An 18103-nucleotide genomic window follows, 5' to 3' on the forward strand; every position below is an offset into this window, starting at 1 on the left:
TGTTTACTTTTTAACTTTAGTATAAAAAATTTCTAATTTCATTTTTTTATCGCTATCAGTTGTTTTTGGCCCGTGTAACACTGTTCCAAGTGGACAACTTAATGATAACGAAGGGATAGTAAGTGTTGTTTTAGGTGTATTGTCGATTGGTGTTTCTAATGATTGCATACTATATCCAGCATTTGCAAAATTATTTGCAACAGTTAATGCTAACTTTGGACTGGCATTAGTTTCATTTTTAATTACTCCTCTTACGTGATCAGTAATTTTAAACTTATAGTAATTACCTTCTTTATTGTTTTCTGTATCTTCTTTTACAAATATTCCATTGTACCCAGATTTAATACTCTGAGCAGTAGTCATATTATCACTTGTAAAATCAGATAATGGTATTGCATTATCATAATCGTATAAGAATAAACGCTCCGGATTTGGAAGTCCATTCATTTGATTACGATCTACAAATATTGTTAAATAAGCCTCATTAATAAGTACTTTCTCTTCTTTCAAACGCTTCAACTCTTCAAAATCATTGCTACGCAACAAATCTATAATAGCAACACTACCTTCTCCTCCTCTTAGATACAAGAATTCATCTCCTGTTTCTGGATTCGCCGATGCTACTTTAGCTTTATACTCCTCGTCATTTGAATTATTGTACAAGTTTACATTAAACTTAGTACTTGTATTTCCGTTTGGAGCAAATGTTAAAGTAATTTCTTTACGCTGTTTTTCAGTTGTTTCTTTCGTAGTAGTTTCTTTTTTATCGTCACGAAGAATAATAACTAATTTCCCTTTAGTAATATCTACAAGTCCTGCCATTCCATTAGAACCATTTCCGTTTGCTTTAAACAAAAGACCTCTAAATAAATTATTAAAAGAACTTGAATTACCTAATTGTGTTTTATTCTTTTCTATAAATTCTTGAAAATAAGCTTTATCTAAATCTAACCACATACCAGGGGCTAAACGCTCTTTCACAAGTGGCTTCCCATTTGCTTCGTCTCTAATAACTTCTCCTTTACTATCAGTTCTATAGATAGTTTTATCTCTATTACTAAATGTAAATTGTTTATTTTGAGTAGCGTCAGCAGAATTATTCAACGGTTTAGAGCTCACTTTTTGAGATTCAAAAAGCCCTAATGTGTTTGAATAAAACTTTAATGATCCTCCTGCTATAATGTCTTCATTATTTAGATAATATCCATTTTGATAAACCTCTAAATTAAAAGTTCCATCACCATAGATGTTTTTAAGTTTATACTTATTCACATCATTCTCAACTTTATCAAATTGAGAAAAATAAGGCAAGTAAACATAAACAGAATCGACAATTGGATTGTCATTGATAAATGCAAAAGTATTTCCATTATCAAGTACCTGTACAACAAGATTATTACTTGACTCCCCAAACAAACCATTCTTTAAGTATCCAAATGATGTTTCGTTTAATCGAGATCCATCAGCCGCTCCATATGATTGGTTGTATGCTTTAATATCTTTTACAGTATAAGAAACGATATCAAATTTTCCATCGCCGACAATATTACTTCCAGCTTCCGTAAAATCGCTTTCACAAGCTTGTAATGTTACAATACCTAAAGTAAGGAATAATCCTTTAATGATTTTTTTATGGTTCATATAGCCAATCCTGTATGTTTGGTTATTACTTTCTTCTGAAGATGTTTTCTACAAAAACTTTTGATAAAACTCAGTGTATGCCTTTGCAAATTCATCTTTCGGAACGAAAGGTAAAAAAGGTTTTTCAGAAGACTCGATAAATTTTGTTAAATTTGAACTTACTTCCTCTGATGCAATTATCACTCCATCAGAGTTTTTGATAGCATTAATCATAATGTTCTCATAAGTTGGAGTTGAGAAATCTTCCAAAATTTCTTCAGGAAGTTCATCAAATGCAACTTTTTCTTTCATATTGTCACTTAAAACGCCACTAAAGCCTTCTTTAAAAATAGAAGTAACTACTTTCGTATCAGAAAAGATAGCCTCATCTTTATAATAGTGTTTTAAATACGTTGGCAATAATGAAGCCATCCATCCTTGAACGTGAATTACGTCAGGGACCCAATTTAATTTTTTAATTGTTTCGATAACTCCTTTTGTAAAGAAAATTGCTCTCTCATCATTATCAACGAATAAGTTTCCATCTTCGTCTGTGAAAGTTGATTTTCTTTTAAAATATTCATCATTATCGATAAAGTAAACCTGAATTCTTTCTTTCGGAATTGAAGCGACTTTAATAATCAACGGCATGTCCATATCATTAACCACAAGATTCATTCCTGATAATCTAATAACTTCATGCAATTGATGTCTTCTTTCATTTATGCTACCGTATCTTGGCATAAAAATTCTTATCTGGCCTCCTTGGTCATTTATCATTTTAGGTGCATCATATGACATAGAAGAAACTTCATTTTCTGCTAAATATGGCACTACCTCTGATGATACATATAATATCCTCTTTTCTTTCATCTTCAATTATAATTTCTGTATTTGAAATAAATAAACAACGCAAATTTACGAAATTTTAGCGAGTTATTTTCTAAATAACTAATTTTGCCATTATTTTAAACTCGAAGCTAATGTTTCTTTTTAGTACTAAAGCTGAATTACAAGCGCATTTAAATACATTTCGCGAAGCTAATAAAGCAATTGGTCTTGTACCAACAATGGGGGCCATTCACAACGGGCACCTTTCATTAATGGAACAATCATTAAATGAAAATGAATGTACGGTTGTTAGTATTTTTGTGAATCCTACTCAATTCAACAATGTTGAGGATTTAGAAAAATATCCACGTACATTAGAAAGAGATGTGGAGAAAGTGAAGTCTCTTTCTAATCAAATTGTAATATTTGCACCGACAGTAGATGAAATGTATGGTGGAAATACTGTAGCCCAATCATTTGACTTTGATGGACTTGAACACGAAATGGAAGGGGCACAAAGACCTGGACATTTTGATGGTGTCGGAACTATCGTAAAGAAATTGTTTGAATTAGTTCTACCGAATAAAGCTTATTTTGGTGAAAAAGATTTTCAACAATTACAGATTATTCGCAAACTTGTTGAAAAAAACAACATCCCTGTTCAAATCGTGGGAGTGCCAATCTTTAGAGCAACTGACGGATTAGCAATGAGTTCTCGCAACGAAAGAGTCTCTCAAGAGGGATTGCAAAAATCTACTTTCCTTTACAAAGTTTTAAAACAAGCTAATGAACTTTTTAAAACCGAAAGCGTAGAAAAAGTTAACCAATTTGTTGATACTGAATTTAAAAATAATTCTAACTTTGAACTCGAATACTTTACAATTGCAGAAGAAGACACTTTAAAAACAGCTTTGAATAAAGAAGCTGGTAAAAATTATAGAGGTTTCTTAGTTGCTCATATCGAAGGTGTTCGATTAATCGACAATTTATCATTTAACTAAAACTCAAGCGAAATGCAAGTTGAAGTAGTAAAATCTAAAATTCACCGTGTAACCGTAACAGGAGCAGATTTACACTATATTGGAAGTATTACAATTGATGAAGCTCTTTTAGAAGCTGCCAATATGATTGAAGGTGAAAAAGTTTCAATTGTAAATATCAACAACGGTGAACGTTTTGAAACTTACGCAATTCCAGGACCAAGAAATAGTGGAGAAATCTGCTTAAATGGACCTGCCGCACGTAAAGTGCACAAAGGAGATATCGTTATCATTATTTCTTATGGTATTTTAGACTTTGAAGAGGCTAAGAAATTTAAGCCTTCTATTGTTTTCCCTAATGAAGAAACGAACTCTTTAACTTAATTGTTTGAAACAAAAAATAAGTAAAATAATTAATATTCTACTCCCACTTTTGCTGGGAGTTTTTTTGGTTTATTACGCTTATAATAAATTTACATCTGAACAGATTGAAGAGATGATGATGCACTTTAAAGGTGCTAATTACAATTATATCATTATCGCTTCAGTCTTTTCTTTATTGAGCCTTTGGGCTCGTGCTTATCGTTGGAAATATGCCCTAAACTTTATGGGATACTCTATTTCTACAACAACGAATTTTATGGCCATATCTATTGGCTATTTAATGAATCTAACTGTGCCAAGGTCTGGGGAAGTATCGAGAGCGCTGGTTCTTCAGAAATATGAAAAAGTCCCTTTTGACAAAGGTTTTGGAAGTATTGTCTCTGAACGAGTAATTGATCTAATCTGTCTCCTTATTTGTGTTTTTGTAGCGCTTATTTTACAATATGATGTCTTAAAAGATTTCTTATTGCGCTATGTCCCAATTGAAAAACTCGGAATAATTGGTTTACTTTTCTTAGCTTGTTTTGCCATTGGTATCTACGTTTTTCTATATGTTAAATGGAAAGTAATCTTATTTATCAAGAAAAAGCTAAAAGGACTCATCGAGGGGGTTAGTAGCATTTTTAAGATGCCTCATCGCACTGGTTTCCTTTTCCATACTTTCTTAATTTGGGGCGGATATATCGCTACTTTTTACTTTGGAATGCACGCTTTAGAAGAAACTACACCACAATCTTTACCTATGGTGATGTCTGCTTTTGTCGCTGGTAGTTTCGCTGTTTCTTTTACAAATGGTGGGTTTGGAGCTTTTCCGTTAGTCATCTCTGAACTATTGCTTTTATTTAGCGTATCTGCCGTAGCGGGTACTGCGTTTGGTTGGATACTTTGGACAACACAAACAGCTATTGTCGTTGTTTTTGGGGCACTATCTTTTATTTTACTCCCTATTTATTACAAGAAAAAATAATACAGATAATATTATTTTTCGTCACTTATTCTTACCTGAATTACCCCTAACCTAATTATATTTTATTCTTGATTGCATAAGTGTGGTCGTTGATATAAAACTTAAATTTGTACTTTAGTTCAAAATCGAAAAGAATGGCAAAGGTAAAAACAGCTTTTTTCTGTCAAAGTTGCGGGGCTCAAACTCCTAAATGGATGGGACAATGTCCTACGTGTAGAGAGTGGAATACTCTTGTTGAAGAGGTTATTCAAAAAGAAGAAAAAACAGGATGGAAGGCTGCAACAACGTCTGGTTCTACAACAAAAAGAGTAGCAAAACCTTTACGTGTTAAAGAAATTGATAGTACGGAAGAAATTCGAATGAATACATTAGACTATGAGTTAAATCGCGTTCTTGGAGGTGGTTTGGTTCCTGGATCAATGGTTTTATTGGGTGGTGAACCTGGTATTGGTAAGAGTACTCTTTTATTGCAAATTTCTCTTCGCTTACCTTTTAAAACACTTTATGTATCTGGAGAGGAAAGTCAAAAACAGATTAAAATGCGTGCAGAACGTATTAATCCTGTAAATGACAATTGTTATATTCTGACTGAAACTAATACACAAAATATCTTTAGACAAATAGAAGAAATTCAACCTGATGTGTTGATCATCGACTCTATTCAAACTTTGCACACAGATTACATTGAATCTTCTGCAGGTACCGTTTCTCAGATTAAAGAATGTACGGCTGAATTGACAAAGTTTGCTAAAGAAACGGGAACTCCTGTCTTAATTATTGGCCACATTACAAAAGATGGAAGTATTGCCGGACCTAAAATGCTTGAGCATATGGTTGATACGGTATTACAATTTGAAGGGGATAGAAATCACGTGTATCGTATCTTAAGAGCTAATAAAAACCGTTTTGGTTCTACGGCTGAATTAGGTATCTACGAAATGCAAGGCAGTGGATTAAGGGAAGTTTCAAATCCTTCTGAAATACTTATCTCTCACAAAGACGAAGAATTGTCAGGAACAGCAATTGCCGCAACATTAGAGGGTATGCGCCCTTTAATGGTAGAAGTACAAGCATTAGTTAGCACAGCCGTTTACGGAACACCTCAACGTAGTGCTACGGGATACAATCTAAAGCGCTTAAATATGATTTTAGCTGTTTTAGAAAAGAGAGCTGGCTTTAGGTTAGGACAAAAAGACGTTTTCTTAAATATAACTGGAGGAATTACTGTTGATGATCCTGCAATTGACTTAGGGGTAGTTGCATCTATCCTTTCTTCCGATCAAGATATTTCTATTGACAAAGGAGTAACTTTTGCTGGGGAAGTTGGTTTATCTGGAGAAATCAGACCTGTTAATCGTGTTGATCAGCGTATTCAAGAGGCAGAAAAACTTGGATTTACTCAAATTTTAGTTTCTAAATACAACAAAATAGGCTATACAGGCTCAGGAATAAAAGTTATTTTAGTTACTAAAATAGAAGATGTAGTTGAACATTTATTTGGTTAAGTAATCTTTTCAAATAACACTTACATAAAATATTATATAAAAGCTTCAACTGCATAGTTGAGGCTTTTTTTACACACACAAAATTCGAATCAATAAAAAAATTGGTCTAAAGTGCTTTACTTTTACATTGACGGTTTTAGTAAAAGCGTTCGTATTTCAATCATTAGAGTAATTATTAACTCTACATAAACCAACTTAAGCCATATACCTTTTTAATATCTTTATGTAAGTTAAATTGTATTATCATTATGGACTTCTTTGATACTTGTTTCAGACAAGTACCACATAACTACCACACACCTTCGGGAAAAAGGCTTGTTTTCCGAACCTCTGTGGTACTTGAGTGGGAGATGTGTCGAACATGGTACAATTAAAACTACACTTTAATACGTTCTATATTGCAAGAACAATTCAATGCATTATATTTTAATCTTGGTTTACTTTTTTTCTTATAGAAAAGAAATCTTTATACTAAGTCCCTAAATTTAGCACCTTATCCTAAATTGCGAATAAGATTATAAAAAATAGATTTATAAATAAGAGTACAAAATGGTGTAAAATAAAAAAAGCCAGTCTTACGACTGGCTTTTTGAATGCTCCCCCTCTTGGGCTCGAACCAAGGACCCTCTGATTAACAGTCAGATGCTCTAACCAACTGAGCTAAGGAGGAAGGTTATTTTCTACCTTTATTGCAGTGCAAATATAGTATGATTTTTAGTTTATACAAACAAAAATCACAAAAACCTCTAACTTTTTTACACTTCATTCTTTAGTGTCGGAAGCCCCAGTTTATAACGGGTTGCAAGCAAGCGAATTACAAAAACAGCTACTGCTGTACTCACTTGAACAAAAACTTCATCTAACCCTATAAAAGCTAAAAAATAATATATCATAACCCCAAAAATACAAGCTAACGCATACCATTCTTGTCTAAAAATAGCAGGAATCTCATTAATTAAGATATCTCTTACCATCCCTCCTACTATACCTGTTATGGTTGCCATAATAACTACTACCCAAAAAGGATAACCTAAACCAATCGTTTTTTCTGTTCCTACTACTACAAACAAACCTAATCCAATACTGTCAAACCATAAGAATGTATTGTTGAGACGTACTAATTGTTTACTAAACAAAATAACTGCTCCTAAAGCCAAAACTGTACACCAAGCATAGACACTTGATAGCATCCAAAAAGGAGTAACACCTAATAAAAGATCACGTAAAGTTCCTCCTCCTGTTGCGGTAACAAACCCTACAACAAAAGCTCCAAACCAATCGACACTTTTAGCTGATGCCATACGAATTCCAGATATCGCAAACGCACAAGTACCCAAAAATTCTATTATATCTACAAAGCTTATGGAAGACCAAAAATTCAAAAACGTAGTAGTCATATATAACTTATCTTAATGAAATCTATTTTTTATTTTACAATAACCGACTTTTTATTTACAAATGACAATAGTCCCTCTGCAGCCATTTCTCGTCCTATACCAGAGAACTTATTTCCTCCAAAAGGTACTCGTGGATCTGATATTACCATTTCATTGATAAAAACAGCTCCTTCATCAAACTCGCTTACTTTCGATTTTAGGAACTCAATATCTTTGCCAAACATAGCAACTCCAAGACCAAAACGAGAATCATTACTTAATTCAACTGCTTCTTCAAATGTATCAAAACCAACAATAGCTGCTAATGGTCCAAAAGTTTCTTCTTTAAACGCTGGCATATCTTTCGTTACATCTGCTAAGATAGTAGGCTCAAACTTATTCCCTTCTACTTTACCACCTGCAACTAATGTAGCTCCCATCGCTATAGATTTATTCATAATCTCCGCTAATTCGTCTGCTAAATCAGGACGGGCCATATAGCCTAATCCTGTATTATAATCCATTAAATCTCCAAAAGACAACTTTTTAACTGCTTCAGCAAATTTTTCTGTAAACTCTTTTCTTATGCTATTGTGAACTAACATACGTTTTCCTGCAATACAACTCTGTCCTGTATTTTGAAAACGTGCATTTACCGCAATTGGAATAATAGTATCTACATCAACGTCTTCACAAACAATAAATGCATTACTTCCTCCTAATTCCAATACCACAGGCTTAATCAACTCCCCTGCTTTCTTACCAACAGAACTACCTGCTGCTTCACTTCCTGTCAACGAAACTCCTTTTACATAAGAACTCTCAATTAACTTTTCAACTTCTCTTCCCGGAATTGTAATATTGAAATAAACAGGATCTACACCGTCAATTGTAAAGCATTCTTCCAACGCCTTTGCTGACAACGGCACATTACTTGCGTGTTTTACAACAACTGTATTTCCTGCTAATAACGTTGGTATTGCAAATCTAAACACTTGCCAAAAAGGAAAGTTCCAAGGCATTACACCTAAAATCACACCTAATGGATCGTTTACTGTATAAGTCTCTGTCCAATCTGTTTTTATTGTACGCCCTTTTAAAATCTCTTTCCCATTGTCAATATAATATTGAATAAGCTTAGAACATTTCTCTACTTCAGCAACAGATTGCTTTATTGGTTTGTACATATCTAAAGTCATACACTTACCATATTCTTCTTTGTTCTGAAGAAGCTTCTCATTTACCTTAGTTAAATAATCTATTCTTTCATCTATGCTTAACTTCTTCCAAGATAAAAAAGCACTATTCGCTTGTTCTAATACAACATTTTGTTTCATAATTATAGAATATTTTATTTCCAATAAAATTACTAATAGTTTTAGAAAATGCGAACTTATGCTTTCTAAAATTTGTGGTAAATATAATATTGGCGTAAATTAGACTACACTTTTTGAAATCAACCATGAAAAAAAACACTTACATTTTATTAGGAGGAATTGCCTTGTTTATACTTGCTTTCGCTCTATACTTGTTTGATATCGTAAATGCTCAAACAGCTTATTTCATTATAACTATCTCATTTGTAATGATTATTAGCCCTATTGTAATCTATTTATTCAATAAATTAAACTAATAGACTACTTTTGTTCTTTCAAATAAGAATATGATGAATAAAAATTTACAATTCCTCTTATTAGGAGCATTTGTTTTTATAACTGCTTTATTAATAAGATCACAGCAGCTTGTGAATGATCTTGTAACTACTATAATGCTAATAATCGCATTAATTATAGTTATTATACCACTGTATAAATTAGTCTTTAAAAGTCTTAAGAAATAAAAAAAGGCCAGTATTTTTATACTGGCCTTTTCATTATTTATAGAAAATTACTTCTTTAATACTTTTCCTAAGTTTTCTAACATCACTTCTGTCATAGAAGATAAATCATATTTGTGTTTCCAACCCCAATCTTGTTGTGCTGAAGTATCATCAATACTTGCAGGCCAGCTATCAGCAATTGCTTGTCTAAAGTCTGGATTATACTCAATTGTAAAGTCTGGAATATGTTTCGTAATCTCAGCTGCAATTTGCTCTGGAGTAAACGAAATACCACCTAAGTTATATGAAGAACGAATCTTAACATTCTCTTTCGGTGCTTGCATAATCCCTACTGTAGCATTTAAAGCATCTTCCATATACATCATTGGTAAAGCTGATTGCTCAGATAAGAAACAGTCATAATGCTTGTTTTCAATTGCTTTGTAGAAAATATCTACTGCATAGTCTGTAGTACCACCCCCTGGAGGTGTAGTCCAAGAAATTAATCCTGGGTAACGAATACTTCTAACATCTACTCCATATTTATTGAAGTAGTACTCACACCAACGCTCTCCTGTTTGTTTTGAAATACCGTAAACAGTACTTGGCTCCATAACTGTATATTGAGGCGTATTATGACGAGGTGTTGTTGGTCCAAAAACTGCAATAGATGAAGGCCAGAAAATCTTCTTAATCTTTCCTTCTTTTGCAAGATTTAAAACATGGAATAACGAATTCATATTTAATTCCCACGCAAATGCAGGGTTCTTTTCAGCTGTTGCAGACAACAAAGCTGCCATTAAATAAACTTCGTCAATTTTGTGTTTTTCAACAACGGAGGAAACTGCATCAAAATCCATAGCATTTAATACTTCGAAAGGGCCGGAGTTCATAAGTTCACTATTCCCTTCTCTAATATCAGAAGCAATTACATTATTACTTCCATAAACATCTCTTAGTTTGATTGTTAGCTCAGAACCTATCTGTCCACAAGCTCCAATGATAAGAATTTTGGTTCCCATTGTTTCACATATTTTAAAGTACACAAATATAAACTAAGTATAATAACAAATCAATAATTGTGATAAATCTTAAAGCAACTTTATAACTTATATAACAAACTGAGTATCCCTATGCTACAATTATAATAGAACTTTGTAAATTTGGCATCTAAACTCGTGAAACATGAAAAAGTCGCTTCTTGCAATATTCTTAATACTTTTCTCTATTTCTTTACTAACAACATCTTGTAAAGACGAAGAAAAGTTCGAAAAGGAACAAGAAATAAAAATATCTCAACACAAAGACAGCGTTTTTGCTTTCTTAAAAAATAATTGGAAGTTCTCTCTTCCTAAACCGTCTAATGAACTTAAACCTTTATTAGATGATTGGAAAGCGTGGCAAGAATTTAGACAAGAACTTAGTTTAAAGCCAGTAACTACAATTGGAGCATTCCAAAAGAAAGCTGATGTATTAACTCAAAAGTTATCTTCTTTATCTTACCAAAAAATGCCCGAAGAAATAAATCTTCCTGATGTTAAGGCAAGAATTACTCTTTTACAAACGTCACTAAATAACTTACATCTCTTTATTATTCAAGAACCGATTGAGATTGATCGCTTAGACAAAGATCTGAAACAAGTGAATAATAGCATTAAGTTATTATTTGACCAAATGGAGGAAAACCTTATTAAAAATAGAGTTCCTAAAGAAATTGGAGAAGAAGAAATGTTAGAGGCTATTAGCACTGAGCGAAGAGCAAATCCAACAACTACAAATTAATCGACTACAAGAATGGATATTAAACAAAAGTTTCAAGAATCAACAAATACTAAACAAGTAGTCCAAGAAATACAAAAACTTGGAAGTAAAATACAACTTAAAGGATTAGTTGGTTCTGCAATCTCTTTTCAAATTGAAAGTATATTCGCTCAATCAGAATTGCCTTTTTTATTGATTTTTAACGATAAAGAAGAAGCTGCTTACTATTTGAACGACCTTGAAACTTTAATCAATAAACAAGACGTTTTATTCTACCCTGGTTCATACAGACGCCCGTATCAAATTGAAGAAACGGACAATGCCAATGTATTGCTTAGAGCTGAAGTTCTTAACAGAATAAGCTCTCGTAAGAAACCTGCTATCATTGTTTCTTATGCTGAAGCTATTTTCGAAAAGGTAGTTACTAAAAAAGTCTTAGAGAAAAATACCTTAAAAGTAAACTTAGGAGACAAAATGTCTATCGACTTTGTCAACGAAATACTTTTTGAATACAACTTTAAACGTGTTGACTTCGTTGCCGAACCCGGTGAGTTCTCAGTACGTGGAGGAATTATTGATGTTTTCTCGTTCTCAAATGACAATCCTTATCGAATTGAATTCTTTGGGGATGAAATTGACAGCATTCGTACTTTTGATGTGGAAACACAATTGTCTGTAGATAAACAAAAGAAAATTACAATTATTCCAAATGTAGAAAACAAGTTCTCTCAAGAATCAAGAGAGAGTTTCTTAGACTACATACCTGAAAAAACAGTCATATTTGCTCAAAACACAGCGTTTATTATTGACCAATTAGAACGTTTGTTTGAAAAAGCAACTACTGTTTTTGACAAGTTAAACAAAGATTTAAGCCACCGTGAACCAAAAGATATGTTTATGGATGGACAAACTTTTGTAAAGAAAATAGAGCTTCTTACTTATCTTGAACTTGACGATACAAAAATCATCAAACCAACAAAAGTAATTGAGTTTCATACTAAACCTCAACCTTCATTCAACAAACAATTTGATTTATTAGCTCAGAATCTAAATGAAAATACTGACAATGGCTATACTAATTTCTTGTATTGTTCAAATGAAAACCAAGCTAAACGATTTAGAGAAATCTTTGAGTCTTTAAAAAATGACCAAGAAACTGCTGTAGTTAAATCTTTTAAAACTGTGGTTATGCCACTTTTTGAAGGGTTTATTGACGATGAAAAACAAATTGCTTGCTATACTGACCACCAAATTTTTGAACGATACCACAAGTTTAACCTTAAAAACGGTTATACTAAGAAGCAAACAATCACCATCAAAGAGCTTAATTCTCTTTCTGTTGGCGATTATGTTACTCATATAGACCACGGTATCGGAAAATTCGGAGGTTTACAAAAAATACAGGTTGAAGGGAAAACGCAAGAAGCTATTAAGTTAGTATATGCAGATAACGATATTGTTTACGTAAGCATACATTCACTTCACAAAATATCAAAATACAACGGAAAAGACGGCTCTGTACCAAAGATTCATAAATTAGGTTCAAGTGCTTGGAAAACCCTTAAAAACAAAACAAAAGCACGCGTTAAGCACATTGCATTTAATTTAATTCAATTATATGCTAAACGTCGTTTACAAAAAGGATTCCAATGTCATCCTGATAGTTATTTACAACACGAATTAGAGAGTTCTTTTATCTATGAAGATACTCCTGATCAAGAAAAGGCAACGCAAGAAGTAAAGGCTGATATGGAGCTTGACCGCCCTATGGACAGATTAGTCTGTGGAGATGTTGGTTTCGGAAAAACAGAAGTAGCTATTAGAGCTGCTTTTAAAATGGTGGATAACGGTAAACAAGTTGCCGTATTAGTACCTACGACTATCTTAGCGTTCCAACATTACAAAACTTTTACAGAGCGTTTAAAAGATATGCCTGTACGCGTTTCTTATATCAATCGATTCCGTACAGCAAAACAGAAAACAGAGATTTTACAAGACTTAGCTGATGGGCAAATCGACATCTTAATCGGAACGCATCAATTAGTAAACAAAGGTGTACAATTCAAAGACCTTGGTTTATTAATTATTGATGAAGAACAAAAGTTTGGGGTTGCCGTGAAAGATAAGTTGAAAACAATATCTGAGAACGTAGATACACTAACTCTTACAGCTACACCGATACCGAGAACGTTACAGTTCTCTTTAATGGCTGCACGTGACTTATCTATCATCACGACTCCTCCACCTAATAGATATCCGATTGAATCTAATGTAATTGGATTTAATGAAGAGATTATTAGAGATGCTATTGCTTATGAGATTGAAAGAGGGGGACAAGTTTATTTTATCAACAACCGAATTGAAAATATCCGCGAAGTTGCTGGAATGATTCAACGCCTTGTACCAGATGCTAAAGTTGGTATTGGTCACGGACAATTAGAAGGTAAAAAGCTTGAAGAGTTAATGCTTTCATTTATGAATGGGGAATTTGACGTTTTAGTTGCTACAACAATCATTGAAAGTGGTTTAGACGTACCGAATGCCAACACCATTCTAATCAATAATGCAAATAACTTTGGACTTTCTGACTTACACCAGATGAGAGGTCGTGTAGGTCGTAGTAATAAAAAGGCGTTCTGTTATTTCATCTGCCCTCCTTATTCTGCAATGACAGAAGAAGCTCGTAAGAGAATACAGGCTTTAGAGCAATTTAGTGAACTTGGTAGTGGATTAAACATTGCGATGAAGGATTTAGAAATTCGTGGAGCAGGAGATATCTTAGGAGGTGAACAAAGTGGTTTCATCAATGAAATCGGTTTTGAAACCTATCAAAAGATTATGCAAGAAGCTATTGAGGAATTAAAACAAAACGAGTTTAAAGACTTATACGCTGATGAGAATACAGAAGAAAACAAAGTGTTTGTAAAAGACACTCAAATTGATACTGATTTCGAAATTCTGTTCCCTGATGAATATATCAACAATATTACTGAACGACTAAATCTGTATAATGAGTTAAGTACAATTACAACAGAAAAAGTTCTTCAAGAATACGAACAACGATTGATTGACCGATTCGGACCTCTTCCTAAGCAAGCTATAGCCCTTTTAAACAGCCTTAGAATAAAATGGCACGCTTCTAATATGGGGATTGAAAAAGTAGTCTTAAAACAAGGTAAAATGATTTGTTACTTCTTAGGAGACCAACAATCTGAATACTATCAATCTTCTAAGTTTAGAAAAGCCCTATTATTTGTACAGCAACACGCTAATTTGTGCAAAATGAAAGAAAAACAAACCAAAACAGGTTTGAGGTTATTACTAACTTTTGAGAATATTAAATCTATCAAACAGGCCTTAGAAATGGCTGAATTATTAGACAAAGATAATTAGACGTTAATAGTCTATTCATTTATTGCAATTGATTGCTACCTCAATGTTGAAAAAAACATTAATACAATAGGTAACAATCAGTTGCAATATTTTTTTATACTTTGCCATCCCTAATTACACCGCTTGTTCTTACGCTTTGAAAAACAACCTTGTACACTATTAAAATTTCATCTGAAATAAAACAGAACTATCTTTTCCTCTCTACTATACATACCTGAGGAATAGAAACACCTCCATCTATACATATCACAAACTTGTCTTGAATAAGAGTGTTTACCCTTATCCAAAGCTCTCTTAAAGCAACAATAACCTTCAAAAAAACAATGCTTTTCCGCTTTCTACTTATCTTCAGTCTATTGTACTTATAGCCTTTCTAACACTCCCTATTTAGCAATTGACCTTTCACCTATAAACACAAAAAATCCCCTAAAGAGTTTATAAGATAACTCCTTAGGGGATTATATTTATTTAAACGAATCTTAGTAACCGAATAAGTCTTCTAAACTCAACTCTTTTACATTACCCATTTTCTTAACTGCTTCCCAGTCAAGATTTTCTTTCTTACCTAATAAACCAACGTTAAACGATTTACCTTTTACGTATTTATTAAAGAAATCTACTAAATCTGTCATTGACATTTTTTCAACTTGACCAAAGATATCTTTGTTGATATCATAATCAATTCCTTTTTCTTGTAAAGACAACCAATAGTAGAATATTTGAGCTTTTGTATAACGTTGTGTAGCGATACTTTTCAACACAGAGTTTTTAGCATTCTCAAATTGATTCTCTGCTTGTGGCATATCATTCATCAACTCCATCATTGCATCAACAGCTTGAGGCAATTTGTTTGCTTGTGTACCTACATAAGCCATTACGTAGTTGTGTTTATCAGCTTTACCTGCATTCATATAATATGCATATGCAGAATAAGCTAATGATTTAGACTCACGAATTTCTTGGAAAACAACAGAAGCCATTCCTCCTCCGAAATAGTTGTTAAATACATTACTCGTAGCTAATAAGTTTTTATCAAACTTATGCTCTCTACCTCTATAAGAAATTTCAGCTTGTACCATATCATAAGGAGCAAAATACAATGTTCCGTCTGTAGCTGGCTCAGCATATACTTTAGCAGCAGGTACTTTTTTACCTTTTCCTAAATTATGGTTATCTACAATAGCTTTTTGAGTATTTTTCAAATCATTTCCGTAGTAGAAAACATCTTGATTATAATCAAAGAATCCGCGTACTAATGAAGCTAATTCTTCTGGTTTGATATTCTTAAGTTCTTTTTCGCTTAAGATATCTTTAAATCTACTTAACTCACCGTTAGAAACAATATAGCTATTTAACGCTCTTTGAATTCCTCCCTTGCTTGATTTTGCATCAAAACGAGCTTTTAAAATTTGGTCAACCATATTAGCATAAGCGTCTGCATCAGCTTTAGCGTCAGTTACCAAATGCTCTAATAATTTAATACCAGCTGGGATATTTTCTTTAAGACCTTTTAAAGTAATGTATGTTTTATCTGTACCTGCATTTAAGCTGTACTCAACACCTAATTTGTAAAACTCTTTCTTAATATCTGCAGCAGAGTATTTACTTGTTCCCAAATAGTCTAAATAGCTAATTGCTAAAGATAATTTTTTGTCATTATCTGATCCAATTGGAGTAATATAAGTTACTGTAGCAAGTTCATTTGTTGTATTCTTAATAAAATATAATTTCCCTCCTACTTTTCCGATCTTATCCTTTTTAATAGCAGAATCGAAATCTACAAATACTGGTTTAATTTCTTCAACTCCGATTGCTTTAAAGTCTGAATAGAATTTAGATTCGCTATCTCTGTTTAAGTCAATTGGTGTAATACCAGGATTTTCAACACGTACTAAGTCTTTGTTCTCCCCTTGACGCTTGTAAATAACAACATAGTTATCTGCGTAGTTTTTCTTAACAAAGTCAATAACGTCTTGCTTCGTTACTTTAGACATTCTTTCTAAATCAGAAACAGCCTCTTCCCAAGTTCTTCCATGAATGAAAGCTTGGTACATTTCAGTTGCCATTGCATCATTACTCTCTAAAGCTTGCATTGAGTTTTTACGGAAATCATTAACTACAGCTTCTAACAACCATTCGTCAAACTCTCCTCTTTTTAATTTCTCAATCTCACCTAATAACAAGTCTTTCACCTCTTCTACAGTCTGTCCTTCATTTGGCATACCTGTTAATTGGTGAACAGAATAGTCCTTCATAACCATTGGAGAACTTCCTGCATATAATGCTTTTTGTTTTTGGTTAATGTCTAAGTCAATTAACCCTGCTTGACCGTTGCTTAACAACATATCAATTAAATTCAAGTAAACAGCATCTTGTGTTTTAACTCCTCCTAAACGGAAACCAATTTCAACACGCTCACTTTGTGGGCTATAAATATCTTTAACTTGAATCTTAGTTAATGGTTTTTCTTGTGCTACATACTCAGTAGGTTGTACTGCTTTTTTCATAGAACCGAAATACGCATTTACCAACTTAATTGTAGGTTCAAATTCCAAATCACCAACTAATACTACTGCCATATTATTAGGAACATAGTATTGATTGAAATAATTGTGAATTGCAACCATTGAAGGGTTTTTCAAGTGCTCAGAAGTACCGATAGTAGTTTGTGTACCGTAGTGAGATTCTGGGAATAATAAAGCCATCATAGCCTCGTGTGAAGCCCAATAGTCATTATCTTGTCCTCTGTTGAATTCTTCATATACTGCTTCTAATTCCGTATGGAATAAACGCAATACTAATTCAGAAAAACGCTCTTTCTCAACAACTAAGAATTTCTCTAATTCGTTAGATGGGATAACGTTTTTATATACTGTTTCATCAAACCAAGTATGAGCATTTGTTCCTGATGCTCCAATTGAAGCAACAGCTTTGTCATACTCATTTGCAACAGCATATTGAGATGCAGTTTTAGAAATAGCATCTATTTTTTTATAAAGTTCTTTTTTCTTTTCTGGATCTGTTTCTGCTTTGTGTTGCTCATATAGATCAGAAATTTGTTTTAACAACTCTTGCTCTACTTCCCAATTTACAGTTCCTAATTTAGAAGTTCCCTTAAATACCATATGCTCTAAGTAGTGAGCTAAACCAGTACTATCTTCAGGGTCATTATTAGATCCAGTTCTAACAGGTATATAAGTTTGAATACGTGGTTCGTCGTGATTTTGAGCTAAATAAACCTTTAGTCCATTACCTAATGTATAAACTCTTGCCTTTGATGGGTCATTTTCAACGTATTCATATGTAAATCCGTTTGCATCTTTCTTTGTAACAGTTTTATATTGAGCTTGTAAAGAAGCACTCATAGAAAATATAAAACCAAAAAGTAAATACCTTTTTTTCATATACCTTGGTGTTTTTTGTAAGTAATTACCAAAGCTAAAAATAAAATTGTATCTAAGACAATT

The 18103-nt window shown here is 32.9% G+C and carries 13 protein-coding genes and 1 tRNA gene; 7 read left to right on the forward strand and 7 right to left on the reverse strand.

What is annotated here, in order from left to right:
• Window positions 1-3: 3 nt before the first annotated feature.
• Window positions 4-1641 (reverse strand): DUF4270 domain-containing protein, encoded by a 1638-nt coding sequence (locus GQS07_RS03780; RefSeq protein WP_158209674.1) that lies wholly within the window; start codon window positions 1639-1641, stop codon window positions 4-6.
• 48 nt (window positions 1642-1689) lie between these two features.
• A complete protein-coding gene (locus GQS07_RS03785) occupies window positions 1690-2493 on the reverse strand; it encodes a glycogen/starch synthase (RefSeq protein ID WP_158209675.1) in 804 nt (267 codons plus the stop codon).
• Between the two features lie 110 nt (window positions 2494-2603).
• On the opposite strand from GQS07_RS03785, the gene panC reads away from it, so the two are divergent.
• The 4 genes from panC (at window position 2604) to radA (ending at window position 6287) form a co-directional block, all read left to right on the forward strand.
• The gene (gene panC / locus GQS07_RS03790) at window positions 2604-3452 is read left to right on the forward strand and encodes a pantoate--beta-alanine ligase (RefSeq protein ID WP_158209676.1); all 849 of its coding nucleotides are present in this window, start codon (window positions 2604-2606) and stop codon (window positions 3450-3452) included.
• 12 nt (window positions 3453-3464) lie between these two features.
• Window positions 3465-3815, forward strand: coding sequence for an aspartate 1-decarboxylase (gene panD, locus GQS07_RS03795; protein WP_090404303.1), 351 nt, complete (start codon window positions 3465-3467; stop codon window positions 3813-3815).
• A 4-nt stretch (window positions 3816-3819) separates the two neighbouring features.
• A complete protein-coding gene (locus GQS07_RS03800; RefSeq protein ID WP_158209677.1) occupies window positions 3820-4782 on the forward strand; it encodes a YbhN family protein in 963 nt (320 codons plus the stop codon).
• A 134-nt stretch (window positions 4783-4916) separates the two neighbouring features.
• The gene (gene radA, locus GQS07_RS03805) at window positions 4917-6287 is read left to right on the forward strand and encodes a DNA repair protein RadA (protein WP_158209678.1); all 1371 of its coding nucleotides are present in this window, start codon (window positions 4917-4919) and stop codon (window positions 6285-6287) included.
• Between the two features lie 596 nt (window positions 6288-6883).
• Here the strand turns inward: radA and GQS07_RS03810 are convergent.
• The 3 genes from GQS07_RS03810 to GQS07_RS03820 all read right to left on the reverse strand — a co-directional run bounded on the left by GQS07_RS03810 (window position 6884) and on the right by GQS07_RS03820 (window position 9000).
• Window positions 6884-6957: transfer RNA gene (locus tag GQS07_RS03810), tRNA-Asn, on the reverse strand.
• Between the two features lie 85 nt (window positions 6958-7042).
• Window positions 7043-7684 carry a trimeric intracellular cation channel family protein gene (locus GQS07_RS03815; protein WP_158209679.1) on the reverse strand — a complete coding sequence of 214 codons (642 nt, stop codon included), beginning with the start codon at window positions 7682-7684 and terminating at the stop codon, window positions 7043-7045.
• Between the two features lie 29 nt (window positions 7685-7713).
• Window positions 7714-9000, reverse strand: coding sequence for an aldehyde dehydrogenase family protein (locus GQS07_RS03820; RefSeq protein ID WP_158209680.1), 1287 nt, complete (start codon window positions 8998-9000; stop codon window positions 7714-7716).
• A gap of 125 nt (window positions 9001-9125) precedes the next feature.
• Here GQS07_RS03820 and GQS07_RS13675 point away from each other — a divergent pair, with 125 nt between their 5' ends.
• Complete coding sequence (locus GQS07_RS13675) at window positions 9126-9296, forward strand: hypothetical protein (RefSeq protein WP_199269106.1); 171 nt, start codon at window positions 9126-9128, stop codon at window positions 9294-9296.
• A 254-nt stretch (window positions 9297-9550) separates the two neighbouring features.
• On the opposite strand, the gene GQS07_RS03825 is transcribed toward GQS07_RS13675, so the two are convergent.
• Complete coding sequence (locus GQS07_RS03825) at window positions 9551-10504, reverse strand: L-threonine 3-dehydrogenase (protein ID WP_158209681.1); 954 nt, start codon at window positions 10502-10504, stop codon at window positions 9551-9553.
• Between the two features lie 163 nt (window positions 10505-10667).
• On the opposite strand from GQS07_RS03825, the gene GQS07_RS03830 reads away from it, so the two are divergent.
• Both GQS07_RS03830 and mfd read left to right on the forward strand, forming a co-directional pair.
• On the forward strand, window positions 10668-11264 hold the full coding sequence (locus tag GQS07_RS03830; RefSeq protein ID WP_158209682.1) for a hypothetical protein: 597 nt from the start codon (window positions 10668-10670) through the stop codon (window positions 11262-11264).
• 12 nt (window positions 11265-11276) lie between these two features.
• Window positions 11277-14636 carry a transcription-repair coupling factor gene (mfd, locus tag GQS07_RS03835; RefSeq protein WP_158209683.1) on the forward strand — a complete coding sequence of 1120 codons (3360 nt, stop codon included), beginning with the start codon at window positions 11277-11279 and terminating at the stop codon, window positions 14634-14636.
• A gap of 479 nt (window positions 14637-15115) precedes the next feature.
• On the opposite strand, the gene GQS07_RS03840 is transcribed toward mfd, so the two are convergent.
• Window positions 15116-18040: an insulinase family protein gene (locus GQS07_RS03840; protein WP_158209684.1), complete on the reverse strand. Its 2925-nt coding sequence runs from the start codon at window positions 18038-18040 to the stop codon at window positions 15116-15118.
• Window positions 18041-18103: the final 63 nt, after the last annotated feature.

The sequence above is a fragment of the Myroides phaeus genome (assembly GCF_009799805.1).
GTDB lineage: Bacteria > Bacteroidota > Bacteroidia > Flavobacteriales > Flavobacteriaceae > Flavobacterium > Flavobacterium phaeum_A.

What these genes read in the sequence shown, in the direction of transcription:
- GQS07_RS03780 (WP_158209674.1), bottom strand. Translation starts at nt 1,641, where the DNA reads ATGAACCATAAAAAAATCATTAAAGGATTATTCCTTACTTTAGGTATT.
- GQS07_RS03785 (WP_158209675.1), bottom strand. Translation starts at nt 2,493, where the DNA reads ATGAAAGAAAAGAGGATATTATATGTATCATCAGAGGTAGTGCCATAT.
- panC (WP_158209676.1), top strand. Translation starts at nt 2,604, where the DNA reads ATGTTTCTTTTTAGTACTAAAGCTGAATTACAAGCGCATTTAAATACA.
- panD (WP_090404303.1), top strand. Translation starts at nt 3,465, where the DNA reads ATGCAAGTTGAAGTAGTAAAATCTAAAATTCACCGTGTAACCGTAACA.
- radA (WP_158209678.1), top strand. Translation starts at nt 4,917, where the DNA reads ATGGCAAAGGTAAAAACAGCTTTTTTCTGTCAAAGTTGCGGGGCTCAA.
- GQS07_RS03815 (WP_158209679.1), bottom strand. Translation starts at nt 7,684, where the DNA reads ATGACTACTACGTTTTTGAATTTTTGGTCTTCCATAAGCTTTGTAGAT.
- GQS07_RS03820 (WP_158209680.1), bottom strand. Translation starts at nt 9,000, where the DNA reads ATGAAACAAAATGTTGTATTAGAACAAGCGAATAGTGCTTTTTTATCT.
- GQS07_RS13675 (WP_199269106.1), top strand. Translation starts at nt 9,126, where the DNA reads ATGAAAAAAAACACTTACATTTTATTAGGAGGAATTGCCTTGTTTATA.
- GQS07_RS03825 (WP_158209681.1), bottom strand. Translation starts at nt 10,504, where the DNA reads ATGGGAACCAAAATTCTTATCATTGGAGCTTGTGGACAGATAGGTTCT.
- GQS07_RS03830 (WP_158209682.1), top strand. Translation starts at nt 10,668, where the DNA reads ATGAAAAAGTCGCTTCTTGCAATATTCTTAATACTTTTCTCTATTTCT.
- mfd (WP_158209683.1), top strand. Translation starts at nt 11,277, where the DNA reads ATGGATATTAAACAAAAGTTTCAAGAATCAACAAATACTAAACAAGTA.
- GQS07_RS03840 (WP_158209684.1), bottom strand. Translation starts at nt 18,040, where the DNA reads ATGAAAAAAAGGTATTTACTTTTTGGTTTTATATTTTCTATGAGTGCT.